Origin of the sequence: Stutzerimonas chloritidismutans AW-1 (genome assembly GCF_000495915.1) — a bacterium.
Taxonomy (GTDB): Bacteria; Pseudomonadota; Gammaproteobacteria; order Pseudomonadales; family Pseudomonadaceae; genus Stutzerimonas; species Stutzerimonas chloritidismutans.
Window position 1 is genome coordinate 1 of the sequence record NZ_AOFQ01000011.1, and the last position, 25,785, is coordinate 25,785.

Consider the following 25,785-nt stretch of genomic DNA (forward strand, 5'->3'; position numbering starts at 1 on the left):
CGCTTTGGCCTCGCCCAGCCTTCGGCGGGCTGGCCCTGCGCATCGCTTGCTCACTTTGTCGGTGTTTTTCTCGCCGGTGTTCTCGCGCGCAGCCCTGAGCTTTGCCCTCGCCCAGCCTTCGGCGGGCTGGGCTCGCTTCAGGTTGCGCGCTTCGTTTGGGAGGTTGAGTTGGAGTTAGATCAAAAAGGAGCGACGCCCGTGTCCTCATGGACTCGGGCCGAAGCGCTGGATCGTGGCAAGGAAAAAATGGAGTCGGTCATTCGGTGGCTCGCTTGGTTCGACTATTCAGATCGCGAAACCTTGGCTGACATGCTGGGGGTGGATGCAAACGGCCAGAGTGCTTTTTTCAAGCGCCTTGAGGTGTCTGGATTTGTCCAGGTCGAGATTGCGCCTGGAATTCGTCGGCGGATCTATGGGCTTGGCGAAGCGGGTTATGAGTATGCCTTGATGCTGTTGCCTGAGCTGGAGCTGAAGCGTCGGCGCCGGCTTCCATCCTGGGTGTCGCTAGTCCATTCGTTCTCTGTGCAGGCTGCGATCATTCGGCGACTACCTGAGGTTGAGTCAATCCGTCCCGAGAAGACACTTAAGCACCTCAGGACGGTGCGGCTCCCTGATGCGATTCTGACCATGAAGAATGGAGAGAAAATCGCCTTGGAGGTCGAGCTGAACCACAAGTCGAGCGCCAGGGTGTTCAACATTTTTTTGTCTCACCTGAAGAATATTCGAGCAGAGCATTACGACCGGGTGCTGTACGTCTTTCCTGGGGAGCCGTTGTGCAGGCTTTACCGCGAGAAATTCGATTTGGCTGTTTGGCCGATTTATCGGATGCGGGAAGGCAGTACCCGTTTGGTTCTTGAGACGAGTCGAAATTTCGATGCAAGCCAGGTGCATGCGTCGAATCTTTTTGCCTTTACCGTAGAGGGGTTGTATTCGCTATGAGCATGATTGAAACAGCTGTGGGTTCTGTCTCTGAAAATGACCGTCGCGGGTGGGATTTGCTGCTCCACTATTTTGAGCCGCTGATGCCTTACTACGAGGACGAGGCAGTCACCGAAATCATGGTTAATCGCTATGACGAAATCTGGATTGAACGAGGTGGGCGGCTGGAGCGTGTCGAGGCAACTTTCGGTTCTGAGCGGGCGCTGCAAGAGCTGATCTACCAGATCGCCAATCGCCTCAATCAGCTTGTGGATGAAGATAACCCGATTCTGGATGCTCGCTTTCCTGATGGTTCGCGCTTGTGCTGCACATTGCCGGCTGTCTCGCCGGGGGGCTCGACCATAACGCTTCGTTGCAAGCCTCGCGTTTCGTATACCTTTGAGGATCTTGTCGGTTTTGGGGCGTTGACCCAGGAAATGGTTGACTACATCGGGGAGAGGGTGCGGGCGGGCGATACGATGCTTGTCTCGGGCAATACCGGTTCCGGTAAAACTACCGTGCTACGAGCTTGTGCGACCTTCATTGATCCGCGCGAGCGCGTCATCAGTGCTGAAGACACTATGGAACTGCATTTGAAGCAGATGCTTCCGGGTGCGGTAGAGCATGAGGCGCCTAAGCGGCGCCCCAAGGAGGGGGTTCAACCAATCACGCTAGCGGCGCTGATTAAGTTGATGCTGCGGGAGCGACCTGACCGTGGTTGGGTGGGTGAGATTCGTGACGCTGCTGCTGCTGATGCGTTTTTGCAGTTGAGCAACACGGGCCACACGGGTGGGGCGAGCAGTCTTCATGCAAATGGCCCCGGCGATGCTGTTCGGCGGATTCAGTACATGATCGCTTCTGCAGGGTTGGTGAGCTACGAATTGGCTGGGCATCAGGTGCTCGGCGGGGTTCAGCTGCTGATTCACTGCGCCCGGAGTTACAAGTGGGGGCGGAAGGTCACGCATATTTGCCGGATCGAGGACGAGAAAATTATTCCGATCTTTCTTTTTGATGAAGAACGGTTGGAGCACGTTCGCGCGACCTAAGAGCGCCCTCCGGGCAGGCCAGGGTTGCACCCTGGACGGCAGGCAAACATCCCAGGGGCTGCGCGCCCCTGGACCCGCGCCGGGGGCCGCCCCGGTCGCTCGGGGGGCATGCCCGGCGAACCGTTCATGCCCCTTCGCTGGGGAGGCTGTGTGGTCGCTGCGCGCCGTCAAGCAGAATGCGCCTGCGGCGGCCCTACGGGCGCGGAACCCACCGCTGCGCGGCGGGGCCCCCGCCATTCAACTTGACCGCTCTACGCTCAAGGGCGGCGCCCTGGCGGGCGCTGGTGGCGGATCCTGGTCGAGCTGCTGGAGCTGGAGCACGTCGCCGGCCAGGCCGGCGCCGAGGCGACGGGCCGGGCCTGTACGTCAGCACACACAAACAACCTGGTGCTGTACGTCTCTCGGGAAACAAACAGGGCGGGCGATCAGCGCCTGCAGGCGCTGGTCGAGCTGCTGGAGCTGGTGGCCATGGCCACCGGCCGACCGGCCGGCGCCGGCCGCGCGGATCCTGCAGGGCGTTTGCAATCGTTTTTCCGTCCTCGAGGATCCACCAGGATGAAGGAATGCAATCAGTATGGGTGGGGTAGGGGATGATTGCGGGAGGTTGCGCTTTCTGTTTTTGCAATCATAATTCGGCGCCGGCAGCTGGTCTTTCTCTGAAAAATGCAATCATTTTTCTTGAATGCCGTATTGCGTGGCCGTATAATGGGCCTCGTAGGTTGGACGAATGGTTCGACCCTCTACCGGAGAATTCCGACATGACCCAGCAACAAGACACCCTCGTTACCGTCTCTTCTCGCCGCGTCCCTGTGCGCTCTCGCCTGAACACCCTGCCTCGCCATTTCGGCCGTCTGATGATGGTCGTTGAGCATGCCGTGATGGATGCCATGGGTGAGCTTTCTAGCGCCTATGAGGGCGGGTATTGGGAGTTCTACGAGCTGTCAAATGGCGGTTTTTACATGGCGCCGACTTCCCCTGAGCGTCTTATGCTCCTAAGTCAGGGTAGTGGTAACGAAGGCGAATTGACCGCCGATGCCTCTGGCATCGTTGCTTGTCTCTTTGCGCTCAATCGCGTATGGGCAACCTACCAGACCGATGACCTGGCGAATCATTATCACTGGCTGTTGGCGTTCGCGCGCGAGCATGCCGAGTGGGACACCATCGCCCATATCATCGACTGAAGCAGTTCGGCCCGGCGCGTGCCGGGCCCACCTGCAAGGTGATCCAGGATGAAATCGAGCGAAGCAAATGCCCAGGGCGCGGTAGAACTTCGGTGGCGGTATTCCGTGCGCTGGTGTCTGCCGTATACGCCGTGCCCGGGGCGGCAGGAGCTTATGGTGGTGCATGTGCCTCCTGGTGAAAGAGCGCCGCAGGCGATTCTCGAATGCTGGGCAGCCAGGCCGCAGGGTTACGGGTTGTGTGTTGACTTTCCGCAATCCAGGGCGGTTAGGCGTTGGACGGCCGAGCGTAAGGCGTCAGTGCGCCTCAAGCGCCTGGAAGCTCGCCTGCAGAAGCAGGCACCGCTTTTTGTTGACGAGCTGCTTGAGCGTGAGCTGCAGGAGCGAGGGGACTATTTCAGAGGGCTTTAGGGTGGCTATACTGCCCGTGCCGTGCGAATGGCTCGGCGTCACAAACGGAGAATTCCGCATGCAACACTTTACCGATGAAGAACGGGGCGTAATCGCGCAGGCGCTGGAGATCCTGGAGCGTAAGCTGCAGGGGACAACGGTTCTAGAGTCGCCTGAGGCGGTGCGTTGCTATCTGCGTCTGCAGTTAGGGGCGGAAAGCAATGAGCATTTCGGTATGCTCTTCCTGGATGCTAAGCATCGGGTATTAAGCTTTAAGCGCCTTTTTCAGGGCTCTATAGATAGCGCTAGCGTCTATCCCCGCGTAGTGGTGCAAGAAGCTCTTGCTTGCAACGCTGCTGCTGCGATAGCCGTGCACAACCATCCAAGCGGGTGCGTTGAGCCTTCGCGGGCTGATAGTCATTTGACCGCGAAGCTCAAAGACGCACTGTCTCTTGTGGATGTTCGCCTGATTGACCACATCGTGGTCGGTACTAGTCGATCCTATTCATTCGCAGAGAGCGGGCTGCTATAGCAGCCCGCCGCTTTCACACGTCTGGAGAAAATTATGGAGACTCAAGGAACCTACCAGGTGCCGACCGAGTATGTTCGCGGGGCCTGTCTTCGCCTGTTCGTTGATGGGTGGGCGGCGCCGACTGCGCCTGAGGTGCGGCAGATACTGAAAATGGCTGGCCTCGATCCCCGGTCGGCCGGTGATTTCCTCGGGGTGTCGCGCCGGCAGGTCAATCGCTGGACTACCGCCGAGGAAGAGATTGCCTACAGCAGCTGGGTGATGCTGTGTCAGCGGGCGGGTATTGGCTATCTCTCCGGGCCGGCCGCGCCTGCGTGGCGCGACGAGGCGGCGCGAGGCACTGGTGAGCAGGTCATGCTCCGGCTTGACCTGGATATGGTGAATGTCGTTGAGGTTTACGGGGTGCCTGATATGGGCTGGTATGAATGGCGGCACCTGGTCAACGGGGCGCGAGCTGGAGGGTCTGACAGTGCTGGATATGGCAGCGTCGCGGCCGCTCTGCGCGATGCCTTGAACGCGCTAGCCTGATATCGGGGATAGCAAAATGCTTACATGGGAAGCCGGCAAATATCCCTATGAATCGCCAATATATTGGCTAGTAACCTGCTGAAATGTGTGAGGAAAGTTGCACATTTCGTTTTTTTGACGTGGAAGGTCTTGGCGATAGAAGTCCGGCGGGGTAAGTTCCTCCCCGCCAGTCGTTAGGCGTCAATGGACGATGCCAAGTTAAGTCTCCGTGCGATCCGTCAGGATCCGGCGCAGCTCACCCTTCAGGGTCTCGTAATCGCGGGGCTTCAGAGGGTCGAAGCGAGCGCTGTTCTCTAGTGCGATTTCAAGCAAGGCCCTAATGACCATCGAGCGCGATGGTCGTCCGAAAAAGCGTTCGGACTGCAGCGGGCCCACCAATTTTTGATCCGTGTCCTCCAGGACTTGCCCTGGAAGCGTGATGTTCGTCGGCGTTGATTTGCTCATGCAGCAATACCGGCAGGGCTTGGCATTGCCAAAGCGCTAGATATGTGTATAGTTATGCGCATAACTCTGTATACTTCTAGACAAGGAGTTGTTGATAAATGGCCGAGCATAGAAACCCAAACCTCAAAAATAAAGCGGTCTTTACGCAGCGGGACTTAATCCTTGGAATTCCGTCGCGGGTTTTCATCGCAACCATGTTTCTAGTGGCTTTCGCCGCTGTCGTTTTCTGCATCTATCTCCCCATCTATCTCGGGATCGCTTCAAGCCTGGTTATCGGCCTCCTGGTGCTGATTCCTGTCTACCTCGTCCACAAGGATGACCCCGAGGCTTACATGGTCTGGATTCGCAGCCTCTTTGCTGCGGCCAGGCTCTCAGTCAGTCGCAGCGTCCGGCGCCGGGTGCTGCTGCTGTCCCGCCGTCCTGACGGCAACTTGCAAGTAACCACCATCACACAACCCTTACAAAGGAACTAAACGATGCTGAATCGCGCTTTTTGGCTGCTCGCCAGCCTGTTTCTCTCTCCGCTGGCCCTGGCGGCTAACAATGACGTAGACCTCGGCTCGCCGGGCGATGGCCCGCTCGCGGCCTTTGCTGGCTTCATGCAGGAGCTGGTCAACTTCGTTGGTGGGCCTGGCGTTCTGTTCATCGTGTTCATTTCCGCGGCTGCTGGCATCACGCTGTGGGTGATGGCCCCGAAAGCCGGCTCTGCTGCTGTTGCCTGGATTGCTCGCGTCTGTGTTGGGGGCATTGCGCTCTTTAACCTGGCCCTGCTGCTCGCTTGGTATCAGGGGTTCTAATCATGGGTGAGGCAGCACGCGAAGGCACTCCGATCAATGAGGCGCTGCATCTTGCCGGAGCCTGGAAAGACTTCACCCTGTCGCACGCTGGCAGCCTAATCGGCGGTTTGGAGCTGGCAGGTATAGATCCCAAGGGGCTGAGTGAGGGGGACTTAGAAAAAGCCTCCGTGCTGCTGCGCAACCTGCTTCAGACCCTCAACCAGGATCTGGTTGTTTCGCAATACTACTGGCATTTCGAGGGGGCAAAGGTCGCGCTCCGTGAGCGGGAAAATCCACGCAGCAACATGCTGTCGAAGCGGCGCATGGACTTCCTCAATAGCGAACGGAACCTGAGCAGCGGGCGACTGTTCTGGCTGCTGGAAGTGCCAACCGCAGAGAACCTCAACAAGGTGCTGGCCACCGGCACTCTCAAGGCGCTTTTCTCGGCGCCTTTTGAGAAGAAGTCGCGGGAGCTGCTGAAGGCCAAGTTTACAAATTGGGGGGCTTGGCTGGTGGAGCAAGACGAGCTGCGCCGCCAGTGCGATTTGCTGGATAGCTCCCTGGAAGATCTGGATGCGAAGTTGCAGATTGTCTCTGCATCCAACCAGCGTCTCGATATTCAAAGTCAATGGGCGTTATATCGCGCCCTGGTCAATCTGCGCCCCGAGTACCTGGATAGTGCCCTGGGCGAAGCTGTTCCTGGTGACGACTGGGACCGGTTGTTGGCGGATGGTGACATTCACCCTGTCAACATCGATGGCATGGAGTGCCTGAAGATCGAGGGAGCCGAGCCCGTTTATGCCCGCATCGCCTCGATGGTGGGCTATGGCGCTGAGTATGTGCCGGAGGGCATGTGGGGGAAGGGGGACGTTAAGCCCATCCTGCAGCGCGGTAACTATCTGGTGATGACCCGCTTCAGTCCGCTGACTGCGCTGCAGAAGGCGTTGATGCTCACAGGCAAAGAGAACGAGCTGCATCGCAGCCAAATGAAGCTGTCGTCGCTGATGAAGGGCGACGATGTTTCATCGGAAATTGAGCGGAAGGTCAACGAGAGCGGGATCCTCAAAAAGAAGGTCGAGGAGCTGGAGGAGGCAGCGAATACCCCTGATCGCTACGGGCATTTCCATTCGCATGTCATCGTTTTCGACCGTGATCCGGCCAAGCTTCGCCAGACTTGTCGTCAGATGGCCACCGCACTAACGCAAAGCGGGTTTCATCCTGTTTGGGAGAGTGCTGGACAGATCGACCTCTTCCCGATGCTGCTGCCTGGCTACCCGAATCGCTGCTTTCGTAGCTCCGAATTCACTACCTCTCAGGCCGGCGCTACGTCACTGGTTTTCAAGAGCAGCGAAGGCATCAAGAGCTGGGGGGAGAGCAGGGAAGAAGCAATCTACATCCTGGAAAGCGATGACGGCACGCCGTTTCACTACACCCCATTCATTGGCGATAAGTGCCTGGTGCTTGGGGTTGGCCCGACACGCTCCGGGAAGTCATTCACCAAGAACGTCATGGCCGGCCATTTTATGAAGTACGGCAACGGCCAGGGGCTGGGGTCGCTGTACCAGTCAATCGGTGTGGATCCAGGTGATGAACCGCTAGCGATGTTCTTCAAGGATGACGGCGGCATTTTCCGTATCGAGAACCCGGAAACTGATCGCGGTTTCAATCCGTTCGTGGCGTCGGCCGGGGCGGATGACGCGCATTTCACTCACCACATGCTGTCGCAAATTCGCATCATGTTGAAGCTGAATGACAGCGAGGCGCTGCGCAGTTTGGATGCGCATGAACAACGTGACCTCGACCGCGCCCTGCAGGCGGTACTCCACTTGCCGCCTCAGATGCAGAACATGAGTTCGCTGGCTGATCACTGCTCTCAGGGCTTGAAGCAGAAGCTGGGCCGCTGGGTGCGGGGTGGAATGTACGGAAATCTTTTCGATAACGAAGTTGACGGTATCGGCCAGATGGATAAGCGCTTGGCCGTATACAACCTGGCCGGTGTGAAAGATATGCCGGAGCTGGCCCAGCTGGTGATGAACGAAATTTTTTATCGTGTCATTCGGCTGTTTGAGAATCCGAAATATCGCAGCGTTCCTAAATTCCTGGAAATTGATGAAGCCCAATACATTTTTGGCATTCCTGGATCAGTTGAGCGTGCGGTTGCAAAGGCAAGAACTTGGTTCAAGCACTTTGGGGGTATGGGCTTCTGGACTCAAAGCCCTGAGCACTACATGAATATTCCAGAGTGGAACACTTTGCGTAGCTCGGCCTCGACCTGGATCTTTATGCCAGACCAGGAAATGGATAAAGAGCTGTACCAGAAAGCGTTTCAACTCAAGGATGGTGAGTGCGAAGCAATCGCTTCGCTGACGCCTCGCAAGCAGGCTTACATCATCCAGCGTGAAGTTGGAATTTCCAAAACGGTAAATATCAATGTTGCGCCTGAAGAATATGTGATTGCCACTAGTCGTCCGACCGAGGCAGTCATTGTTAAACAGATGCTTGAGCAATATCCGAATGATATTGATGAAGCGGTTAAGCAAATGGTAAGTCGCATCTTTAAGGGAGAGTGAAATGAAACTTAAAGCTACTTTGCGGGCTGCTGTTGCGGCGGCTGTTGTCAGTGTTGCGCCGGTTACTGTCAATGCCAGTGGTTTTCCGGTCGTTGACGTTGCCTCTATTGCTCAGGCAGTTACCGACTACATGAACCAGCTGCTGCACTATGAAGAGCTGATGTCTCAAACGGTGCTTAATGAAAGCCAGTTGGCAGAGGCGATTAAGTTGTACGAGCAAACCATGCGCGAGTACGACCACATGCTGCGCCAGATGGAGGGCTTGAAGAGCCGCATTGATAAGAGGCAGTGGGAGCAGATTTACGCTCGCTATGGGCACATTATCAATAGCTATCCCGGCATGAAACCGGACTTCGACTCTACTCGATGGGTCAAGGTCAACCGCGACCTGGAAAACCTGTATCACCGCGCGGGGCGCTTGGGCGACATAGAGGATGAATTGGCGTCGCTCGGTTATGACGCCAATTCTTTGCAGCATATCACTGAGACGGCACGCCAGAGTTATGCGCGCGAGCAGTTGGCAGTTGGCCAAAGCATGTTTGTCGAGGACATGGTTGACGAACTTGAAGTGCAGATGGAGCGCTATGGGGATGTGTCCAGCAAGCGTGCAGCGCTCGGGGCGGAAGACCATCTTGCAACGCTGCAGGTAATGGCTGAGCAAAACGAACTGGTGATTGAGGCGTTGCAGCAGCAGAACGCGATAAATAACGCCCAGCTCCAATACTCTAATCAAATGGAGTCTCACTATTTCTCAAACCAAAACCTGGGGCGTCGTGCAACTTTGAACGAAGTTAAAGCGCGCCAAACTCGCCCGATCATCGTTAATGAATCGCGGCTTGTTAATTTCTGAGGTGCCTAATGAATAGATTAATAGTTGGTTTTGTCGCAGTGCTTTTCTCTTGCTTTGCTGTGGCGGGCGATGAAAGCGCACGCGAGAAAATGATTCAGAACGGTATCAAGGTCTGCCAGGCAAAAGGGTTCGCCACTGTGGGCGAGCGTGACAAATGCGTTGCTGAGTTCACTGCAAAGGCGAATGAGCGGTATCCGGCCCGAGGGTCGGATGCCTACGCAAAGAAGCATTACGGCGGCATGAGCAAGGCCCAGGCCGAAGCGACCTTGATTGAGCTGCAGAAGGAGTGGGAGGGCGCCAAGAAGGGCGGTTATTTCAGCGCACGGCGCACAGGAGTGGTGACGAAGAAGGCTGTTGCGGCCGAAGGCTGGTGGATCCAGGTCAACGTCCTCGGTGTGCGCGAGTCGCAGGACGATCCGTGGTTCATGGAGTGCAAGGGTTTCCAGACCGCAAATATCGTGCGCCGCTGCCCGCTCGGGAAAGGGGGGGCAGAGTGATCCAGATAATGAGTCTTCTGGTTGCGCTCTGTTTGGCTGGCGTCATGGTCATGGCCTGGCGGAGCGTCGCCGTAGAGCGCTCAGGAGAGGGCGCTCCTGCGCCCCTTTTGAAGCGTATCGATCCGAAGCAACGCCGCTCGCTGGTGCTGTCGCTGGGGCTGGCGGTTGCCTTTCTGATGCCCTTGGCGTTCATGCAGCCGGCTGAGGCCGCTTTGTCCGAAACAATGCGCGGAATATTCGATGGGGCGCTGGCCGATTTTGTAAACGGCATCATGCAAGACACCGGAAATGATATTTACACCTGGTCTTGGATGATGTTTCTGGCTCTGGCATTTCTCTTGATGTTTGCCGAGTTCGTGAAGTTCATATTTGAAGGATTTAACGCGGCCTCTCATTTGGAAGCGCTTTGCTATTTCTTCCTAACCCTCGGACTGATGGGGGGTTACAACGCATTTACTGAAGCTATTTGGGGTGTTGGGGTTGGTCTTTCAAATGGGTATCAACAATACCTTGTCGGAAATACGGATAACTTCTTTTTGTCGCAGTGGCTGAATAAAGCGCTGGGCGCTGTTGTTCTTGATGACCTGGACGTGTTTGATTCCATCAGGCTAATTATCTATGCGGGGCAGTGGTTCATTGTATGCGCTGTGCTGGATATGGTTTTTTGGCTGGCTTCTATGTGGGCTGAATTTGGGTATGCCCTGGCCAAGGTAACAGGATTGATATTCATACCGTTCTTGTTGTTGCCTGCTACTCGGCCGCTATTTGATGGATGGTTTAAGTTCTTCTGCGGATTTGTTTTTCTTTTGATAATCCTGAAGGCGACGATGGTTGTCGCGGCCATCACTATTAAGTCGATCCTGGAAAGCATCGGCGTGACGTTCGCGGGTGATTATGGGGATCCGGCTCAGGTTGTCCAGATTGCCAAAGAGAATATGTACCTTTTGGCTGATGCTTCCGCAATGTTGCTAATAGCGATCCTATTTATTCTGTCGTCTTTTGCTTTTGCCTCAATGATTGCGGGCGGAGTTGGCAATCTCAGCGGCGGATTGGGTAAGGCCACCAACATGGCTATTCGTAAGTTTCTCAGGTAAGGAGGCGTTGTTATGAACGCACGTTTGGATGACGCCGAACTCAAGACGGTTCAGGCGCAAACCGATAAACCAAAGCAAAACTCACAGTTGCGCGCGGAGCGTAATCGCTGGTTCGTCCTCTGCTTGCTGCAAGTGTTTGCAGTGATCTTCTCGATTGCATTCGCTTGGTACGGCTTTAAGAAGGCGGAGAACAACACAGAGCTGCTTTATGTGAAGCTCTATCCAGATGGCACCTCTGACGTTGACGGTTTTGCGCCAGAAGATGAACAGCTCTACTTTCGGGCGACCATCGATCAGGCATTCGAGACTTATATTAAGTCGCGTTATGGCCAGCAGCCGGAAACGATCAAGCGTGATTATGGGATGGCTGGCGTATTTATGTCGCAGCCTATGTATAACGATTTTGTGAGCACTCAGCCCGGTGGGTTTAATGCGGCACAGAAAGCGGCTGATATTTCCGTCAATAAAAATGCAGATCGCATTGAAATTGAGTGGGGATTCTCCGACCACTACGACAAGATACCTGCGGTGTTCGATAAGCAAAATGGCGAAGTAATCCGCTCAAATATCTACTTCACCAGGACAACCAAGACAGCAACTGGTTTGGTTAAGCCCAATGGTGTTGAAAAGCTTATTTTGCGGGCGCAGTGGCGGCTGTTGCCTAAAAAAGAACTTGCTAGCAAGAAAAAATCCTGGCTGCGCGTCAACCCTGTTGGGGTGGAGATTGTCCAGGCTGAACTTATTGAAGATCCATCCAGTTACACCAGTGCAGAGGCTAACTAATGATGAACAAGAAACTTTCCGCGATCAGTGTTTCTATGCTGATGATGATGGCTGTGGGAGCCCAAGCCTCTACCTGCCGTGTTATTCACTGGAAGCCTGACAGCATTATTCAAATCAACAGCGCCCTCAACCTCGGTACCCGAGTTGAGTTGCCGGCCGACAACATTACCGACCCTGTGCGCAGCTCCGACCTGTGGAACGCAGAGGGCGCGGCGAACCAGGTAATGATCAAGCCGAATAGTCGTGAAGAGCAGGGCCAGAAGGCGGTTATTCGCGCCTGGACGGCTGATGGCAACGCTTATGACATTGTGGCAAATCGCGTAGACGACGCGGCCCGCAATGACGTATGCGTCAAGGTCGTTGCAGATGGCATGTTCTTCAGCACAGGCGCACGGGCAGCCTTGAACCACCAGTCTTCGCTGTTGGCTCAAGGGTCAGCAGCGGCGAGCGCTCAAGTTGCAAGTCTGCAGCAACAGTTGCAGCAGCAACGCCGGGATGCTGAAGACGACAAGCGCAAGGCCGTTATGGAAGCGCTGCGCCGCTTCCGTTATCACGTATATACCCGCTATAGCTGGGATCAGGGTAAGGGGTTTGCTGCTCAGGGCCTGATTTCCGATGTTTATGATGATGGCCGTTTTACCTATATCCGCCTGTTCCAACCGAATCGCGGACTTCTGTCTGTTGAAACAGAAGTTGGCGAGAAGAACGCAATTGTTCCGACTAAATACGACGACGCTTATGGCATGTATGTGATTTCGGGTATTTATCCGAAGTTCACCCTGCGAGTTGATGACGCAAAAATCAGCATTGCGCGCGCCGATGGTCGTACAAACGGTGAGTTCTAAGGGGGATATATGACCGAAGAAGCCGCCCCGCGCATTGATGAAAAGCCAGCAACTTACCGCCGTAAATTGCAACTCTGGCTTGGTATCGCATTTGGCGTAGTCCTGGCCCTGCTTTTTGTTCTGACGCTTATCAACATCTTTTCCAAGATGGGTAACAAGCAGCCGGCCAAACAGGAGCCCGCTCAAGAACAACAGGCAGGCCAGTCAGGTGATCGAGCAGACCAGTTCAGCCAGCTTGTAGCAAACCGCCGGCCGAGCCGTCAGGCGGAAGAACAGCCGGAGGCTGCTCTTACGCCCCTGGAAGAGTCCTTTAATCAGCTAGCACAGCGCGGGCAAAGCTCTGTGGAGGCGGGGCAGGGGGGGGGGGAAGCTACGCTGTCGGCCGCTGAGAAGGCCATGCGTCAATGGGAGCAGCGTGAGCGTCTGCGCGCCCTGCAAAGCGCGCAGAGCGCTTGGGGGCTCCAGAAGAGCAACCTGGGTAAGGCGGGATCCAATGTGTCCTCTTCACCTGCCACAGGATCGTCAGCGAGCTCGATGCGCACCGAGAGTGCTGATGGCGACCTGGTGGGCGCCCTGGATTCGCTCAATCGCCCGTTCAACGAGAACGGGAGCTTGGAAGAGCGACGCGCAGAGGTTCGCCGCCGTATCGAAGAGGCACAGCGCCTACGCGCGGATCTAGCGAGTAAGGGGGCTGCTAGCCTGCCTGGTGCGGCCGGCCGGGCGGACGCTGGCCAGGGGCCGGCCAAAGAGCAGCTGCAGCAGCTAACCAGCAGCTTCAGTCGAGCGCCGGAGAATGTTGTTGGCTTCACCAAATCCAACAAGTACAACGCCGATATTGCCGGAAAGTTAAAAGTGCCACCGGGCACGGTTATTCCAACAACGTTAATGCGTAAGGCGATATCCGACTATACGACCGGATCGCTGCAGGCAATTGTCAGTCACGATGTTTATGACATTAGTCGTCAATATGTTCTGTTCCCCAAAGGTACAGAAATTAATATTGGCGTTGCCCGCACCCGCAACGTAAACGAAGCGATTTCTAATCGTGTTGCATTCCTGGTTAAAGAAGGCGTGCTGCCTAATGGCGATGTAATCGACTTCACGAAAGCGGCAGCCGTTGATCGTGAAGGCGTTGGCGCAATTGAAGACCAGGTGGATTACCACTTTATGGCTCAGTTCCTGGGAGTCGCTGCATATGCACTTATCAGCAGTGAATCTAGCTATAGCGGAACGGGTGATGAAGAGGGTAGTTATGCCGGTGATGTTGGAGAAAATGCGCGCAGAGAGTTCTCGCCGCTCATTCAAAAGTATTTGAATATTGTCCCGACAATTACGATTCGGCCTGGTCAGTCTTTCCGCGTAATTGTGGAAGAAGAAATGTATGTAGAGCCTTGGAGCGATCTTTATGCAAAATATGTTGATTAAGGCGCTGGTTTTTCTGGCGATCATGCCGGCCTTTTCAATGGCGGCAGACGAGCAGCCAATTCAAATCGATCCACTGAGTCTTTATGCGCGCACGGTTTATCCTGAAGACGTTCGGACTGTTGGCGATGCCGCTCTTTATCTGCTGGAGCCGACAGGCTACCAGCTGGTGATTGCGCACCCTGCGCCGAAAGATGCGATCAGTATTTATCAGCGCAAGATTCCGCCAATTGCGAAAGTACATAGAACAATGCCAATCATTGATGCGTTGCAGATTTTGATTGGTAATGACAACTGGATTGTCATTGACAGAAATCACAAGCTTATTTCCTTCTCGGAGAGCAAGTCATGAAAAAAACGTTAATTGGCCTGGCGCTTATTTCTGTCCTGACTGGCTGTAATTCGACCAAGGTGGTTGGTACTGGCGACTTCTTCAATCTCACCAGCCGAAATGTTGTCTATCGGGATCTTACTCGCCCCGTGGGCTTCGATAACGAGCCGGAGCAAGTTAATTATGTCGTTCTCCCTGCTGTTACCAACTAAGGCGCTGCTGGCGGCAGCGCTCGCGCTTTGCCTGGTCGGTACTGCTGCTGCAGAAGCAGAGCAGGACGAGGCGGCTGAGCTGTACGAGTATCTGTTTCCTGAGGCGCCTCAGGCGCCTCAGGCTGGCGTGACAGGGGCTCCAGGTGGGGCGGTAGGTGCGGCGCCGAAGTTCTCGGGCTTCATGCAAGACAACCGCCGCAGCAGCTGGTCGCAAGAGCAGATCAATGCTATGCGGGATGCCTTCAAGCGGGCTGAGCCGCAGCCTGTCGCGCCGCCTGAACTGCAGCGCGGTGATGATGGGTCAAGCCTCTTTGGCGTGCCGCCGAGCAACTTGGCGGACTCTCCTTATGCTGAGCTAGTCGCTAAGTACGCCAAAAAGCGCAACCTCGATCCGGCCCTGGTACATCAGCTAATTCTTGCAGAGTCGCAGTATGACCCCGATGCGGTAAGCCCCAAAGGTAATAAGGGCCTGATGCAAGTCAGTGATGATCTTTCTCGCCAATTCAACATTGATCCGTTTGATCCTGAGTCGAATATCAAAGTTGGCACTCAATATCTTGCCGATATGCTTGCCAGGTTCAACGTAATCGATCTTGCTTTAGCGGCTTACAATGCCGGCCCTGGTGCGGTCGAGAAATACAACGGCATTCCCCCATATGCGGAAACGCAAAACTATGTCAGCCGTATTAAAGCTGGCTTGGCCAAAATGGAGGCACGTAACGGATGAAAAAGTTATTGAGTGGCATAGTTATAGCGGTCGCTTTGGTCGGTAATGCGTTCGCTGGAAGTGAGTTCGACTTTGATTGGAACGATAAGAACGACATGCGCGGTGCCTGGAAGATGTGCGCAACTACCGGATTCACTGAAGGCGAGTGCCCGAAAGTTTATCAGAAGTGCTGGCAACCGCCGATGATTTACAAAAAGAAGAAAAAGATCCGCACCTATTGCAAGGACTCTCCAAGTTTCAGTGTGAGCGACAGCGATAAAGAGCGTTACCTGCAGGAAGGGCAGCGACGCGCCAATGAGGGCTCTACCCAGTAGAGCACGAATAACCGCTCGCTGATGTTGAGCCTAGCGGTTTGCGTCACCTGCTTAGTGGTGAGCGGCCTGGGGCATCCGGGCACCAATTACGAGGATGAAACGATGCTCACTGATGACGACAAGAAATGGCTCGCCGATCACCGTCGCAGTGTTGAGACCTGGTGTGACTTCTACCTAGCGCAGCTCAAGGGCGTTACCGGGGCTGAATTGACCGAGGTGGCCGGCAAGGTGCTGTTGCACCACAAGGGCCGTTACGTCCTGGCTCAGGATCTCGCGGCCGAGGTCGTGCAAGGCGTCAGATATAGCCAGGTTTTCGAGCAATGGAACTACGACTGTGCCTGCAAAGTTCACAGCCTAGCTAGATCCATGCCCCCGCTTGATGGGGCTGTGTTCCTGGCAGCCAGCGGCTACCAGGATGCGTCAATGGACGACCTGGCCGACGCCTCGGCCGAGGCTGTCGAAGAAGCAAAGCTTGCCCTGTACGGCGAGCCTTAAGAGCAAACAACCATCAACGAGGTGTATCGCAATGGCAAGCAAAGAGGCTGCACAGAAGACCCGCTATGACGCTCTGATCGCGCATGAATACGGGCCCGAGGATGATCGTAAAACCCACTGGACGCGCGTAGGCGCAGGATTCACCAATGGCGATGGGAAGGGCATCAACATCGAGCTAACTCCAGGAATAGCCGTGAGTGGCAGGCTGGTTTTGCGCGTACACGAGCCCAAGGCTCAGGACTGACCGTGAAAACACTAGATATGGTGTCGCCGGAGGATCCGATCGACACAACATCTAGTGCTGCCGCTGCCGACCTGATCCAGGTGCTGGATCTGCCGGCAGCGCTGTCGCGCCGCTTGGAGAGGGCGCAGGTGGTGGATCTAGTTGTTCATGCCGACAAGCTGCTGTGGCTGAGGGTGCCTGTAGGGCTCCAGGATGCCCTGGAAGGCGGTCAAGGGGTAGGTGCGGCCCGCAGCCCTGGAAGGGCGAGGACACGGCCCCTTGACGGCCTGGAGGGGCGTAAAGCCTGAAGGCGGGAGGTAGGGGGCGCTCTTCCCCCTGCCTCCCGACGCCTCGCGGGCGAGAGCGGGTTGGAGAGAAGCCGCCGAAGGCGGCGCGAGAGGCGGGCAGCGCCCGGCCTCTTGAGAACGAGCAGTAGAAAGGATGAATCGTGCGCTTAGCATTCTTGAAAGAACTTTTTGACAGTGGCGTGCTGGCCAGCGCGACCGTTGAGCCGGCCGATGGTGCTGGCTGGCTGCTGAAGGTCACCAAGCAGAGCGGAGAGGTTGTCGCCGTGACGCTCGCTGCACAGAGCAGCCAGGTGAAGACCTATAACCGGGTGAACGCGGCGATGATGGATGCCTACCGGATAGGTTTTCGCACCGTGGCCGTGTCGTTGCCTGAGGATTTCGAGCTGGCTGGAGCCCGCTGACGCTGCACGAATTTGCCTAACCATGCTCATGAATTTGCAATTTCATGTTTTCGCGCTTAGTCTTCAATCGGTTTACCAGATCGAGCATGAATGAGGGTGCGATGGCAGTGGACCTTTCTGCGATGCGCAAGCTGTTTGAGGGGGGAGCCCTACGGGCGGCGATTGTGGCCCCGGCCCCTCTCGAAAAGGGTGCCTGGGTGCTGATGGTCGAGCGCGCCGATGGCGCGCACGAATACATGACTATCGCGCGATCCACCAGACAGAAGATCTACAAGAGCTTGGAATCGGTAAGTGCCGACGCGGCCCGCGTCGGCTTTCGTGAAGTGAGGCTTCAAGTAGCGTAGAGACTTAAGACCAGAAACCAAAAAGCCCGGCTGGTAACCGGGCTTTTTGGGAAAACTAGAACAGGTTGAATCTTGGCGGAGGACACCTGTTCCCTGACTTGGTGAGCTGATTATGGCTATCACTGCGCCTGCGCGCAAGTTTGAAAAATGCCGTTTATCGATAGCTCGCCGCCGAACAGGCGGGGGGCTATGTCGATAAACACAAGGACGTATGTTCCGCGCGTAAACAATGGCGGGAACTTCTGTGGCCACCAACCGGGCGCCCCGCGACTGGAGCTGGTGAAGCCCTCGACGCTGAATAATCGGCCGAAGATCCTGCAGCGCCTTCAGGAAGAAGTGCGCCAATACTACCGCTCGCCATCCCGTCTCCCTTCTCTGAATGCGGCCAATCGCAGCAAGCGACAGCAGCGCAGCGAGCGCCGTGAGGCGTGCATTCTGGTGTTGAATGCAATCCTGGAATACACCGACTTAACGTCGCTGCGATGCGGCGTGCCGACCTCTTCAGGTTTCCAGTCGCTGACCTTTGAGTTTCTGGCTCAATTTACTGGCATGGGCCTTCGCCGGATCGAGCGCGCTGTCGCAGACCTCAAGTTCGGCAATATCCTCACCGTCTCGCAGCCGAGGCAGCTGCAGGAGGATGGATCTTACAAAGGGCTGGCCGCTGTGAAGGCGGTCAACTCTCTCCTGTTCGGCGCGTTCGGTCTGCTCAAATGGCTGAAGCATGAGCGTCAGCGCGCTAGCGAGCGCCTGGCCAAGAAGGCGAGAAAGCAAGGCGGCAACCTTGGGCAGTGGTCTCGTAGCGCCTTGGCCATAGGCCGCATGTTGGTTGTCGGCAAGCGCACCCATGACGGCCTGCCTCGTCGAAGCGCCCCAGGTGCCTCGGCACCCCCGAGGGTGGACGCTGAGACCTATGGGAGGATGCTCAATGACCTGGTGATGGCGTTGAAGCAGGAAGACCCCACCAGAGACGGCGCAGAGTGCCGACGAATCGCAGAAGCGATCCTGACCAAGAAGCTAGCCGGCTGACCCACCAGCTGGAGCCCCCTCCTGCCTGACCTACGCCTGCAGGAGCCTTTCGGCATCGATGCCGGCGACCTCGATGCCGGCAACCACCACCAAAAAGGATTTTCCCGAGTGTGCGGCGCCCCGCGGCGCCACCTTGCGCGCACGCGCGCGGGAAGGAAGAAGTTAAGTGTCGGGGTCATTCAATTTAAGTGTCGGCCCTTAATCAGGACGCTTTAAAAACATCAGAAGAGGGGGTGTCGCTACGCTCCACCGGGTGATGCCCGCGCACTTCGTGCCTTCGGCACGGCGCGGCAACTCGGGGCTACTCGCCCCGAACCCTCGGCAGGGGGCTGCGCCTCCCTGCACCTGCAGGTCTAAGAGCGCCCTCCGGGCAGGCCAGGGTTGCACCCTGGACGGCAGATCAACACCAAGGGGCGCCGCCCCTTGTAAACCCCGCTCTCGCCCGCGAGGCGTCGGGAGGCAGGGGGAAGAGCGCCCCCTACCTCCCTAGCTGAGGCTGTGTGGTCGCTGCGCGCCGTCAAGCAGAATGCGCCTGCGGCGGCCCTACGGGCGCGGAACCCACCGCTGCGCGGCGGGGCCCCCGCCATTCAACTTGACCGCTCTACGCTCAAGGGCGGCGCCCTGGCGGGCGCTGGTGGCGGATCCTGGTCGAGCTGCTGGAGCTGGAGCACGTCGCCGGCCAGGCCGGCGCCGAGGCGACGGGCCGGGCCTGTACGTCAGCACACACAAACAACCTGGTGCTGTACGTCTCTCGGGAAACAAACAGGGCGGGCGATCAGCGCCTGCAGGCGCTGGTCGAGCTGCTGGAGCTGGTGGCCATGGCCACCGGCCGACCGGCCGGCGCCGGCCGCGCGGATCCTGCAGGGCGTTTGCAATCGTTTTTCCGTCCTCGAGGATCCACCAGGATGAAGGAATGCAATCAGAAATCGTTACTTGCGTGATCGTCGCAGATGGAAAACCACATGTGGCAGGGGTCGCAAAGCATCAATTCTTCATACTCGCTGAGTATTTCTAGGGCCCCGTAATTAGCGCAGGGCTGAGGGTCGGGCATAGTTCCTTCCTCCCAATCGCCAGCAGGCACATAGATGACAACGCCGCCAGGCGCGTGCAGCTCAATCATTTCAGGCGTATCGCTGGCTTTCTCGGCGGGCTCGGGCTTCATCAGGGGTGATCACTCTTTCGGAAGGGCAGCTATCGCCAAGGCGATAGCCTGGCGTGCGGGTTCGACGTAGGCGATTGGCAGTTGCAGCATCCAGCCACAGCAATAGTGAATGCTCGATGCTGTGTCTTGCCTGGCCATCATGCTCAGCAGGCCGCTGTCGCTTATTTCCAGTTCGCCGGGGGCGCAGTCGAGGCAGCTGCTCTCTGGCTGCAGGGTGTAATCCGCTATTTCACCGGGCTGTTTATCCGACCACTGCAGGGCGACGGCTACAGCTAGGCGCCGGCCACCGTCCGGGCGACTAGGGCTGATCTTGATGACGTACTGCTGCTCTTTCTCTGCCAGGTCATCGCCCAGGATGAAGACGGGCCCGTAGCCGTAGTCAGTTTCATTGAGCACAACGCCGTTGGCGCGGTAGTGCTGGATCCATGGCTGGTGGTCGTTCACTGCTGCGACTCCTGCGTCGGCCGCGTGGACACCACGCGAGTGAAGTATTCCCAAAGAAGCGCAAACACTGTCATCGGGATCGCTATGGCGAAAAACAGCCAGTCCACGCCCGACGCTTCAGCCTTAATGAACGGGCCTAGCAGGAGGCTCAGCAGCGCCACGAACTGGCATACCGACACAACGTTTCTGAGCCAGGGAAGGCGGGTGGCAATCAGTTCAATTTTTGTCATGCCCGGTTTCCTCCAGGAACAGATCCTTTTGAGCGGCCAGATCCACCACCTTTAGGCACAGCGGCGTTAGCTGCTGGAGTGTTTGGCGGTAGGTGTCGAGGTTAGCTTGCAGCGTCTTGATGGTCTGCCGGGCCCGCTTCAGCTCAGCCGAAGCGGTAACGCCAATCTGCGCGGCCTGGATTAGCGCGCCGGATGCGGTTTTCTTGCCGGTCAACTCCTGGAAGCTAGCAATGTCAGCCTCGGATAGGTCTCGGATTGTCAGTGCCATCAGGTGTCCTCATTATGCAATCATTCTCGCGGCCTGCAGCTTGTGGCCATCGAAAAGAATGATTGCATTCCGTTATCTGAAATGCAATCAATTTGGTGTGCCGGCGCCGGCGCCCGGGAAGAATAATGCAATCATAATCGGCTGCCTTGCACGATGACCGTTGATCAAATTTGATTGACCTGCGGCGGTGGATTCACTAATGTGAACACATCGAAGCGACTGACCGGATGAGATTGAGCGCTTCCCAGCGGCGAAAGCCGTACCCGCGCAAGGCGGGTCGCAAGTGGTGTCCGGATAGCTTTACGAACAAAGGCGCCTATGGCGCCTTTTTTCGTTTCTGCGCCTGTCGCCGGCCTGGCCGGCGCCGAGGCGACGGGCTGGGCCTGTACGTCAGCACACACAAACAACCTGGTGCTGTACGTCTCTCGGGAAACAAACAGGGCGGGCGATCAGCGCCTGCAGGCGCTGGTCGAGCTGCTGGAGCTGGTGGCCATGGCCACCGGCCGACCGGCCGGCGCCGGCCGCGCGGATCCTGCAGGGCGTTTCACCAGAACCGAGTGAGGGGAACGCGCTCAGTCATGAGCTTTTCGTCGCCATGCTCTGCGTTGAATGCCTCGTACCTCTCGATGTTCGCCTTGCAGAACTCTTCCAGCTCGCCGGCTGCGAGCCGGGGCGAGTAGGCATGAATCGGCTCTGCAGAGTCATCCAAAAACTGTTCAGTACCGTCCGAGTAAGTGACCACAGGGACGCCGCCCAAGAGCATTTCCACCTCGGCGATGAAAGGTTCAGTTTCGGCGCCGTGAGGGTCGAAAACTACATCGGCCCCGGCCTTCATGGCTTCCAATAGGGGACGGTAGAGAAAACGGACAAAATCGTACGCTAAGGAAACTTATATGGACGCCTCCCGGAGCTCAATAGGTAGCCATGCTGGCGCGTAGGTAGGAGCAGTCTTATATACGCCCACACCTTGAGATAGCTATATATCTTTCAAGATAGCTAGCTATCTAAATATGGTGGTGAGAGTGTGTTGGGATGGTGTGCGCTTGGTGGTTAGAAGGTGGTGACAAGGTGGTCAGATGGTGCTGCCTGTGTGGTGACAGCGTGGCGGGATGGTGGCGCTATGGTGGTGGCTTGGTGTTGCCTTCCACCTTGTTACCACAATGTCGCCACATAGTTTGATAGCTAGCTAGATAGCTATCAAAGAGGATGGGTGCAAAAGCGGTGCGACTGCTCCCGAAATGACGGATGATAACGAGCTAGATATATAGCTAGCTATCAAGAATTTGGAGGAAGGATGCCTGCTCTTGTCCCGGAACTGGTGAATGCGGCAATTGATGCCTCGGTGTCGCCCGGCGATTTGTTACGCCGGGCGCTGGTTGTTGCGCGGCGTCTGGCCGTGCCTGAGCTGGTCGATTGGATCAGCAGCGAACTGAACGGCTACTACTCAGGGGAAGTGCCGGACTATCGTCGGGTACAGGGGCAGTTGATGGCCGAAAACCCGATTCATGGCCCGATCCCGTTTTTTGCGCCGCCAGACATGGCCGAGCTGCTGTCGGACTTCGCTGTAAGACAGTCGGTGCCGGAGCTGATGCAGCTTGCTCAGAGCACAACCGGAATTTACAGCCACTTTCCGGCCAACATCGAGCACACGCTGATGCAAATGATGCGCGAGGCGAACGGTGTGACGATGCGCCCGGCGCTCAGGTTTTCCACCGTGCAGGTGCAGGGTGTCATCGAGAAGGTGCGGAGTCGGGTGCTCGAATGGGCGCTTGATCTGGAGGCTAAAGGCGTGCTCGGGGAAGGCATGACGTTCACTCAGCAGGAGAAGCAGACTGTGCAGCAGCAGCATTACCACTTCGGAGACGTAAGCGGCTCCCAAATTCAGATCGGATCGAATAGCTCTAACCAGACCCAGACTCAAACAGGCGGTGACATGGCTGCGCTGTCAGCTTTGATTGAGCTGCTGCGCGATGCTATCCAGCAGGGACGCATCGAAGCCGAGGTGCGCGATGAATTGCAGGCAGAGCTGGCGACATTGCAGGCTCAGGCTGCATCGCCGAAGCCCAAGTGGGCCATCATCAAGGCGACCGCAGGAAGCATCAAAGCCGTGTTGGAAAACGCGGCAGGTGGCGTACTTGCGGCGCAGGCGCTGCCGTACCTGACGGCGCTGCTGTGATAGCTAGCTATCTAGCGTTGCTGGGGATGGGCCAGAAACGACAACAAACCCGCCATTAGGCGGGTCTGTAGAGATATTGGGGTGGCCCTGCATAGCACAGCCAGAACGAACCTAGTGTCATCACCAGTATGGTGGCTGGGAGAGGACTGAGCCTAGGGCTGGGGGTTTGGGGAGCAGTGGAACCAAAAACCAACGTAAGGCTTAGCTAGAGTTCACCGCTGCCGAAAATAGGGGCGGTTATCCAGACTTTGTTTTACTGAACGACTTTTCTGCACTGCTTTTCATGCGTTTGGACGGCCTGGCGTCAGTGCCTGCCAGGGTTCGACAAAAGGATGGTTTTCCCGAACTAACCAGACGCCACAAGGGTTTGCGGGCAGGCGCTGGGCTTAAGTGCACTTTCTGTTCCGTTGCTCCCCAAACCCCGGGTTCGGTGGCAGGGGATGGTCAAGCGTCCAAGTGTCGCCAGAGATACCAAGACGCCACAGAACGAAAGGGCTGCCACGACTGCCCCACGCGCTCTAGCTTCGCATCATCCCCAAACAGCAACCGGGCCGCTCGCTGCAAACCAGCATCCCCCAAAGACAACACGTCCGGCCTGCGAAGGCCGAAGATCAAGAACATCTCCGCTGTCCATTGACCGATGCCGGGAAGATCCACCAGTGCAGCGATAACGTCCGCATCTGGCGCTTCCTGCATTGCCTCTAGGTTCAGCCGCCCATCGCTGACACGCTGAGCCAGTTCGAGGATGTAGCGGGCCTTGGCCGATGAAAGCCCGGCAGCCCGTAGCGCCTCGGGCTGGACTGCCAGAAACTCGGCAGGAGTGAAACCGGGCACGATGGCCTGCACTCGGCGCTCTATCGTGTCGGCGGCCTTGGCTGATAGCTGCTGACTGATGATCGAATTGGCCAACGTCTGGAAAGGCCGAAACTCACGATCAGCAAGACGGCAAGGGCCATGTGTGCGTATCAAACCAGCCATGACTCTGCATGACTGGCTTAGATACGCTTCCGCCTCTATCACCACGGTTGGGGCAAGTTGGCCCGATCTACTCATCGAGCTGCGAGAGCCTCAGTGATTTCCGACGACTTAGCAACGCGGCGGGTCTTTTTAACGGGCTTGTCACTCTCCACGACCAGAACCGCCTCAGTCTCCGGCTCGTACAGAACAAAGTCGGTTATTGGTTCATGCAACGACAGCGCACCTTGCTTTTTCGCATTCACAAAGTCGCCCATGCGCTCAGTGCCAAGCTCGAACCTATGTAGGGTAGTTCTGATTGCTTCATCACTACGGTCAACACCAATCCAACGGCGGCCAAGACTGGCGGCAACTGCAATCGTCGTTCCTGAACCCGAGTAACAATCCATAACCAGATCGCCGGGGTTAGATGATGCTTCGACTATTCGCGCCAACAATGCCGGATTCTTCTCGGTTGGATAACCGGTGATATGGATGTTCTGATTGTGAGCATCCCTCATATCCATCCAAATATCCTGCACTGGAATTCCCGCGCTGTTCTCCAAATAAATCTTTCGCCTTGGGTTTCCAGTGGCCGACCAATAAATCTCACCTCTGGCATCCATTTCATCCAATGTTGAAGGCGGGTACTGCCAGTGCTTACCGGGCGGAGGCGGCTTCCCCCTCCAATCCTTGCCTGTCTCGCCATTACGAACGCCTGGCGCATGGACAGGCACTTTCTTGTAGCGGCGACCATCAGGATCAACGTATTGGTACTCCTTCAAAGCCTTGGCGTCGTCCCATTGCTCAACAGGCCGATTCCAAACATAGCTGTCACTCTTCGTATAAAAGAGAATATAGTCAGCCACATTTCCGTATGTCTTACGGGTGTAATTCTTCGGATTGCACTTTTTCCGGGTAATGCAGTTTCGGAAGTTTTTTTCTCCGAAAATCTCATCGAGAACAACCCGGAAGTGAAAAATCATCCTCTCATCAAGATGGAGGTATAGAGAACCATCATCAGCAAGCAAACGATGAATTAAAACCAGTCGCTCGCGCAGGGACTCTACGAAAGCAGGCCCGACCAAATGGTCATCGTAGGCGTGCTTTTGCTTGCGTGACTCAAAGGCAGAAGCAGTTGCAAACGGCGGGTCGATGTAGACCAGCTTAACCTTCCCTGCGACTGATTCATCCTGCGCAAGCGCAGACAACACGGCAAGGTTATCCGCGTGGTAAAGCCTGTTATCACCACCAAAGTAGGCCGGATTTGGTACATACCGACCCGCTGGGGTTGCCAGAATTTCCTCTACCGACTTCTTGCCGGGGTACTCTAAGCGGAAGCCACCAGTGTCAGCAGGGTGACCTTGTGCACCATTGCTACGCTTCCCCTTCCCGGGAATAGGAACTGCCATATCAAGACCCCAACCATTCGGCAGTAATTCGATCAGGCACCATTCGCAAGGTCACAACCTTAACGCGGCCCGGCCATTGATCTTCGATGTAGGAATAGTCATTCCACATCGAGCCAAGCAACAAGCCCGGCCCATCGTTCACATAAATTACCTTGATATGCTGCATCCCGTGGCTGTCAGCGTACCCAATAATCTCTTGCGCGACCTCTCGATACTGGCCTGTACGATCATCTTCTTGCGCACCGCCACGATCTGAGTCATAACGCGCCAAGCCGATTGCAAGCACCTTTTTCCCGTCATAGATTACAAAATCTACTGGACGATCAGGCTTCGGGTAGTCTTTGAATATGTTGCCCAACAACACGTCTTTACCAGCACGCTCAGGCCCAGTAACGACAAGCCCGACGTGCTGACTACGAAGCACGTCAAACAGCCGCTCCGTCAGGTCATAGCCCTTCTTGCCACGATCTTTGTATTCCCATAGGACAGCACAGAGAGCTTCATCTGGCATGGGGCGCGTATCAAACTTCTGCTGTACCTCCACGATGCTTCGGAACGCATCGCCAAATTGAGCGCAAATTTTGGCGGCATCACTCTTGCGCTTGAGCATTTCAACGGGAGTTTGCGGGCTGACGTACTTCTTGAACACCCGGCAAAGCTGCGTGCGCATCCACTGATTTCTTGTCTCCATGATGGAGCTAAAGAAATTTGTTGAGGAGTGGGAGGCTTTCAACAACAAACCGAATTCGACCAGCACAGGCTCATAGAGTCGGCAGGCATCCGGCAAAATGTCTGGGTAATACTCGCCAGTGGCGAGCGTAATCCATGCCTCGGCTTCGTCTTTGTAATCTCTAAATTTCTTTTCTATAGCCACGGTTGACCCTGTAG

At 56.3% G+C, this 25,785-nt stretch carries 35 protein-coding genes; 26 read left to right on the plus strand and 9 right to left on the minus strand.

All coding sequences use genetic code 11. The annotated features are described in order from the left end of the window. From F753_RS49695 to F753_RS48740, 5 genes are all read left to right on the plus strand, one after another. On the plus strand, positions 1–939 hold a 939-nt coding region (locus tag F753_RS49695; RefSeq protein WP_023444240.1), incomplete at its 5' end, for a hypothetical protein. After that, entirely contained in the window at positions 936–1,964 is a 1,029-nt protein-coding gene (locus F753_RS29270) for a TadA family conjugal transfer-associated ATPase (protein WP_023444241.1), read from the plus strand. The genes F753_RS49695 and F753_RS29270, both read left to right, overlap by 4 nt. A gap of 758 nt (positions 1,965–2,722) precedes the next feature. Next, positions 2,723–3,145 carry an antirestriction protein gene (locus tag F753_RS29275; RefSeq protein ID WP_023444242.1) on the plus strand — a complete coding sequence of 141 codons (423 nt, stop codon included), beginning with the start codon at positions 2,723–2,725 and terminating at the stop codon, positions 3,143–3,145. A 466-nt stretch (positions 3,146–3,611) separates the two neighbouring features. Beyond that, the gene (gene radC, locus F753_RS29285; RefSeq protein ID WP_023444244.1) at positions 3,612–4,064 is read left to right on the plus strand and encodes a RadC family protein; all 453 of its coding nucleotides are present in this window, start codon (positions 3,612–3,614) and stop codon (positions 4,062–4,064) included. A 33-nt stretch (positions 4,065–4,097) separates the two neighbouring features. Further along, a complete protein-coding gene (locus tag F753_RS48740; RefSeq protein ID WP_023444245.1) occupies positions 4,098–4,589 on the plus strand; it encodes a hypothetical protein in 492 nt (163 codons plus the stop codon). A 198-nt stretch (positions 4,590–4,787) separates the two neighbouring features. On the opposite strand, the gene F753_RS29290 is transcribed toward F753_RS48740, so the two are convergent. Then, positions 4,788–5,033: a hypothetical protein gene (locus F753_RS29290; protein ID WP_023444246.1), complete on the minus strand. Its 246-nt coding sequence runs from the start codon at positions 5,031–5,033 to the stop codon at positions 4,788–4,790. Between the two features lie 98 nt (positions 5,034–5,131). On the opposite strand from F753_RS29290, the gene F753_RS29295 reads away from it, so the two are divergent. The 19 genes from F753_RS29295 (at position 5,132) to F753_RS0124650 (ending at position 18,251) form a co-directional block, all read left to right on the plus strand. Beyond that, the gene (locus F753_RS29295; protein WP_023444247.1) at positions 5,132–5,506 is read left to right on the plus strand and encodes a hypothetical protein; all 375 of its coding nucleotides are present in this window, start codon (positions 5,132–5,134) and stop codon (positions 5,504–5,506) included. Positions 5,507–5,509: 3 nt separating this feature from the next. After that, a complete protein-coding gene (locus F753_RS29300) occupies positions 5,510–5,830 on the plus strand; it encodes a hypothetical protein (protein WP_023444248.1) in 321 nt (106 codons plus the stop codon). Between the two features lie 2 nt (positions 5,831–5,832). Beyond that, positions 5,833–8,379: a VirB4 family type IV secretion system protein gene (locus tag F753_RS29305; RefSeq protein WP_023444249.1), complete on the plus strand. Its 2,547-nt coding sequence runs from the start codon at positions 5,833–5,835 to the stop codon at positions 8,377–8,379. Between the two features lies 1 nt (position 8,380). Further along, on the plus strand, positions 8,381–9,229 hold the full coding sequence (locus F753_RS29310; RefSeq protein ID WP_023444250.1) for a hypothetical protein: 849 nt from the start codon (positions 8,381–8,383) through the stop codon (positions 9,227–9,229). Positions 9,230–9,318: 89 nt separating this feature from the next. Next, entirely contained in the window at positions 9,319–9,726 is a 408-nt protein-coding gene (locus F753_RS29315) for a hypothetical protein (RefSeq protein WP_156924016.1), read from the plus strand. Then, a complete protein-coding gene (locus tag F753_RS29320) occupies positions 9,723–10,820 on the plus strand; it encodes a hypothetical protein (protein ID WP_023444252.1) in 1,098 nt (365 codons plus the stop codon). Before F753_RS29315 ends, F753_RS29320 begins: the two co-directional genes overlap by 4 nt. Positions 10,821–10,832: 12 nt before the next feature. Next, positions 10,833–11,603 carry a hypothetical protein gene (locus tag F753_RS29325; RefSeq protein WP_023444253.1) on the plus strand — a complete coding sequence of 257 codons (771 nt, stop codon included), beginning with the start codon at positions 10,833–10,835 and terminating at the stop codon, positions 11,601–11,603. Between the two features lie 2 nt (positions 11,604–11,605). Further along, positions 11,606–12,448: a TrbG/VirB9 family P-type conjugative transfer protein gene (locus F753_RS29330; protein WP_031297264.1), complete on the plus strand. Its 843-nt coding sequence runs from the start codon at positions 11,606–11,608 to the stop codon at positions 12,446–12,448. Between the two features lie 9 nt (positions 12,449–12,457). Continuing rightward, positions 12,458–13,873 (plus strand): TrbI/VirB10 family protein, encoded by a 1,416-nt coding sequence (locus F753_RS48745; protein WP_023444255.1) that lies wholly within the window; start codon positions 12,458–12,460, stop codon positions 13,871–13,873. Beyond that, positions 13,854–14,222, plus strand: coding sequence for a hypothetical protein (locus tag F753_RS29335; RefSeq protein ID WP_023444256.1), 369 nt, complete (start codon positions 13,854–13,856; stop codon positions 14,220–14,222). Before F753_RS48745 ends, F753_RS29335 begins: the two co-directional genes overlap by 20 nt. Further along, positions 14,219–14,413: a hypothetical protein gene (locus F753_RS49700; RefSeq protein ID WP_167332054.1), complete on the plus strand. Its 195-nt coding sequence runs from the start codon at positions 14,219–14,221 to the stop codon at positions 14,411–14,413. Before F753_RS29335 ends, F753_RS49700 begins: the two co-directional genes overlap by 4 nt. After that, on the plus strand, positions 14,385–15,140 hold the full coding sequence (locus tag F753_RS48750; protein WP_167332055.1) for a lytic transglycosylase domain-containing protein: 756 nt from the start codon (positions 14,385–14,387) through the stop codon (positions 15,138–15,140). Before F753_RS49700 ends, F753_RS48750 begins: the two co-directional genes overlap by 29 nt. Beyond that, positions 15,137–15,454: a hypothetical protein gene (locus F753_RS29340; RefSeq protein WP_023444258.1), complete on the plus strand. Its 318-nt coding sequence runs from the start codon at positions 15,137–15,139 to the stop codon at positions 15,452–15,454. The genes F753_RS48750 and F753_RS29340 overlap by 4 nt, the downstream gene beginning before the upstream one ends. 102 nt (positions 15,455–15,556) lie before the next feature. Further along, on the plus strand, positions 15,557–15,949 hold the full coding sequence (locus F753_RS29345; RefSeq protein ID WP_156924017.1) for a hypothetical protein: 393 nt from the start codon (positions 15,557–15,559) through the stop codon (positions 15,947–15,949). Positions 15,950–15,980: 31 nt separating this feature from the next. Continuing rightward, the gene (locus F753_RS29350; RefSeq protein ID WP_023444260.1) at positions 15,981–16,193 is read left to right on the plus strand and encodes a hypothetical protein; all 213 of its coding nucleotides are present in this window, start codon (positions 15,981–15,983) and stop codon (positions 16,191–16,193) included. Between the two features lie 2 nt (positions 16,194–16,195). After that, a complete protein-coding gene (locus F753_RS29355; RefSeq protein WP_031297268.1) occupies positions 16,196–16,480 on the plus strand; it encodes a hypothetical protein in 285 nt (94 codons plus the stop codon). Positions 16,481–16,620: 140 nt separating this feature from the next. Continuing rightward, on the plus strand, positions 16,621–16,881 hold the full coding sequence (locus F753_RS29360) for a hypothetical protein (RefSeq protein WP_156924018.1): 261 nt from the start codon (positions 16,621–16,623) through the stop codon (positions 16,879–16,881). Between the two features lie 101 nt (positions 16,882–16,982). Further along, positions 16,983–17,225 carry a hypothetical protein gene (locus F753_RS29365; protein WP_023444263.1) on the plus strand — a complete coding sequence of 81 codons (243 nt, stop codon included), beginning with the start codon at positions 16,983–16,985 and terminating at the stop codon, positions 17,223–17,225. 279 nt (positions 17,226–17,504) lie between these two features. Continuing rightward, the gene (locus F753_RS0124650; protein ID WP_156924019.1) at positions 17,505–18,251 is read left to right on the plus strand and encodes a hypothetical protein; all 747 of its coding nucleotides are present in this window, start codon (positions 17,505–17,507) and stop codon (positions 18,249–18,251) included. A gap of 919 nt (positions 18,252–19,170) precedes the next feature. Here the strand turns inward: F753_RS0124650 and F753_RS29370 are convergent. The 4 genes from F753_RS29370 to F753_RS29380 are packed head-to-tail and all read right to left on the minus strand — an operon-like array spanning position 19,171 to position 20,355. Further along, positions 19,171–19,413, minus strand: coding sequence for a hypothetical protein (locus F753_RS29370; RefSeq protein ID WP_023444265.1), 243 nt, complete (start codon positions 19,411–19,413; stop codon positions 19,171–19,173). A 9-nt stretch (positions 19,414–19,422) separates the two neighbouring features. After that, positions 19,423–19,857 (minus strand): hypothetical protein, encoded by a 435-nt coding sequence (locus F753_RS48755; RefSeq protein WP_023444266.1) that lies wholly within the window; start codon positions 19,855–19,857, stop codon positions 19,423–19,425. Then, positions 19,854–20,087, minus strand: a complete 234-nt coding sequence (locus F753_RS29375) for a hypothetical protein (RefSeq protein ID WP_023444267.1) — start codon at positions 20,085–20,087, stop codon at positions 19,854–19,856. Before F753_RS29375 ends, F753_RS48755 begins: the two co-directional genes overlap by 4 nt. Further along, positions 20,074–20,355, minus strand: coding sequence for a hypothetical protein (locus tag F753_RS29380; RefSeq protein WP_023444268.1), 282 nt, complete (start codon positions 20,353–20,355; stop codon positions 20,074–20,076). Before F753_RS29380 ends, F753_RS29375 begins: the two co-directional genes overlap by 14 nt. A 318-nt stretch (positions 20,356–20,673) precedes the next feature. On the opposite strand from F753_RS29380, the gene F753_RS29385 reads away from it, so the two are divergent. Next, positions 20,674–20,916: a hypothetical protein gene (locus F753_RS29385; protein ID WP_023444269.1), complete on the plus strand. Its 243-nt coding sequence runs from the start codon at positions 20,674–20,676 to the stop codon at positions 20,914–20,916. Here the strand turns inward: F753_RS29385 and F753_RS29390 are convergent. Further along, the gene (locus tag F753_RS29390; protein WP_209320142.1) at positions 20,900–21,199 is read right to left on the minus strand and encodes a hypothetical protein; all 300 of its coding nucleotides are present in this window, start codon (positions 21,197–21,199) and stop codon (positions 20,900–20,902) included. The two genes, F753_RS29385 and F753_RS29390, sit on opposite strands and share 17 nt — an antisense overlap. A gap of 450 nt (positions 21,200–21,649) precedes the next feature. On the opposite strand from F753_RS29390, the gene F753_RS29395 reads away from it, so the two are divergent. Further along, positions 21,650–22,531 carry an AbiTii domain-containing protein gene (locus tag F753_RS29395; protein WP_023444271.1) on the plus strand — a complete coding sequence of 294 codons (882 nt, stop codon included), beginning with the start codon at positions 21,650–21,652 and terminating at the stop codon, positions 22,529–22,531. Between the two features lie 444 nt (positions 22,532–22,975). Here the strand turns inward: F753_RS29395 and F753_RS29400 are convergent, their stop codons facing one another. The 3 genes from F753_RS29400 to F753_RS29410 form a co-directional block, all read right to left on the minus strand. Beyond that, positions 22,976–23,509, minus strand: coding sequence for a DNA-3-methyladenine glycosylase family protein (locus F753_RS29400; RefSeq protein ID WP_167332056.1), 534 nt, complete (start codon positions 23,507–23,509; stop codon positions 22,976–22,978). 71 nt (positions 23,510–23,580) lie between these two features. Then, positions 23,581–24,897 (minus strand): site-specific DNA-methyltransferase, encoded by a 1,317-nt coding sequence (locus F753_RS29405; protein WP_023444273.1) that lies wholly within the window; start codon positions 24,895–24,897, stop codon positions 23,581–23,583. A 1-nt stretch (position 24,898) separates the two neighbouring features. Continuing rightward, the gene (locus F753_RS29410) at positions 24,899–25,771 is read right to left on the minus strand and encodes a hypothetical protein (RefSeq protein WP_023444274.1); all 873 of its coding nucleotides are present in this window, start codon (positions 25,769–25,771) and stop codon (positions 24,899–24,901) included. Positions 25,772–25,785: the final 14 nt, after the last annotated feature.

Coding starts and splice junctions, on each gene's coding strand:
- F753_RS29405 (WP_023444273.1), bottom strand. CDS start 24,897: ATGGCAGTTCCTATTCCCGGGAAGGGGAAGCGTAGCAATGGTGCACAA.
- F753_RS29345 (WP_156924017.1), top strand. CDS start 15,557: ATGCTCACTGATGACGACAAGAAATGGCTCGCCGATCACCGTCGCAGT.
- F753_RS29325 (WP_023444253.1), top strand. CDS start 10,833: ATGAACGCACGTTTGGATGACGCCGAACTCAAGACGGTTCAGGCGCAA.
- F753_RS29335 (WP_023444256.1), top strand. CDS start 13,854: ATGCAAAATATGTTGATTAAGGCGCTGGTTTTTCTGGCGATCATGCCG.
- F753_RS29295 (WP_023444247.1), top strand. CDS start 5,132: ATGGCCGAGCATAGAAACCCAAACCTCAAAAATAAAGCGGTCTTTACG.
- F753_RS29400 (WP_167332056.1), bottom strand. CDS start 23,509: ATGGCTGGTTTGATACGCACACATGGCCCTTGCCGTCTTGCTGATCGT.
- radC (WP_023444244.1), top strand. CDS start 3,612: ATGCAACACTTTACCGATGAAGAACGGGGCGTAATCGCGCAGGCGCTG.
- F753_RS29290 (WP_023444246.1), bottom strand. CDS start 5,033: ATGAGCAAATCAACGCCGACGAACATCACGCTTCCAGGGCAAGTCCTG.
- F753_RS48745 (WP_023444255.1), top strand. CDS start 12,458: ATGACCGAAGAAGCCGCCCCGCGCATTGATGAAAAGCCAGCAACTTAC.
- F753_RS29275 (WP_023444242.1), top strand. CDS start 2,723: ATGACCCAGCAACAAGACACCCTCGTTACCGTCTCTTCTCGCCGCGTC.
- F753_RS29305 (WP_023444249.1), top strand. CDS start 5,833: ATGGGTGAGGCAGCACGCGAAGGCACTCCGATCAATGAGGCGCTGCAT.
- F753_RS29350 (WP_023444260.1), top strand. CDS start 15,981: ATGGCAAGCAAAGAGGCTGCACAGAAGACCCGCTATGACGCTCTGATC.
- F753_RS29365 (WP_023444263.1), top strand. CDS start 16,983: ATGGCAGTGGACCTTTCTGCGATGCGCAAGCTGTTTGAGGGGGGAGCC.
- F753_RS29330 (WP_031297264.1), top strand. CDS start 11,606: ATGAACAAGAAACTTTCCGCGATCAGTGTTTCTATGCTGATGATGATG.
- F753_RS49700 (WP_167332054.1), top strand. CDS start 14,219: ATGAAAAAAACGTTAATTGGCCTGGCGCTTATTTCTGTCCTGACTGGC.
- F753_RS29315 (WP_156924016.1), top strand. CDS start 9,319: ATGATTCAGAACGGTATCAAGGTCTGCCAGGCAAAAGGGTTCGCCACT.
- F753_RS48740 (WP_023444245.1), top strand. CDS start 4,098: ATGGAGACTCAAGGAACCTACCAGGTGCCGACCGAGTATGTTCGCGGG.
- F753_RS29385 (WP_023444269.1), top strand. CDS start 20,674: ATGGCGCCTTTTTTCGTTTCTGCGCCTGTCGCCGGCCTGGCCGGCGCC.
- F753_RS29300 (WP_023444248.1), top strand. CDS start 5,510: ATGCTGAATCGCGCTTTTTGGCTGCTCGCCAGCCTGTTTCTCTCTCCG.
- F753_RS29340 (WP_023444258.1), top strand. CDS start 15,137: ATGAAAAAGTTATTGAGTGGCATAGTTATAGCGGTCGCTTTGGTCGGT.
- F753_RS29375 (WP_023444267.1), bottom strand. CDS start 20,087: ATGACAAAAATTGAACTGATTGCCACCCGCCTTCCCTGGCTCAGAAAC.
- F753_RS29310 (WP_023444250.1), top strand. CDS start 8,381: ATGAAACTTAAAGCTACTTTGCGGGCTGCTGTTGCGGCGGCTGTTGTC.
- F753_RS29395 (WP_023444271.1), top strand. CDS start 21,650: ATGCCTGCTCTTGTCCCGGAACTGGTGAATGCGGCAATTGATGCCTCG.
- F753_RS29270 (WP_023444241.1), top strand. CDS start 936: ATGAGCATGATTGAAACAGCTGTGGGTTCTGTCTCTGAAAATGACCGT.
- F753_RS29380 (WP_023444268.1), bottom strand. CDS start 20,355: ATGGCACTGACAATCCGAGACCTATCCGAGGCTGACATTGCTAGCTTC.
- F753_RS29370 (WP_023444265.1), bottom strand. CDS start 19,413: ATGAAGCCCGAGCCCGCCGAGAAAGCCAGCGATACGCCTGAAATGATT.
- F753_RS48750 (WP_167332055.1), top strand. CDS start 14,385: ATGTCGTTCTCCCTGCTGTTACCAACTAAGGCGCTGCTGGCGGCAGCG.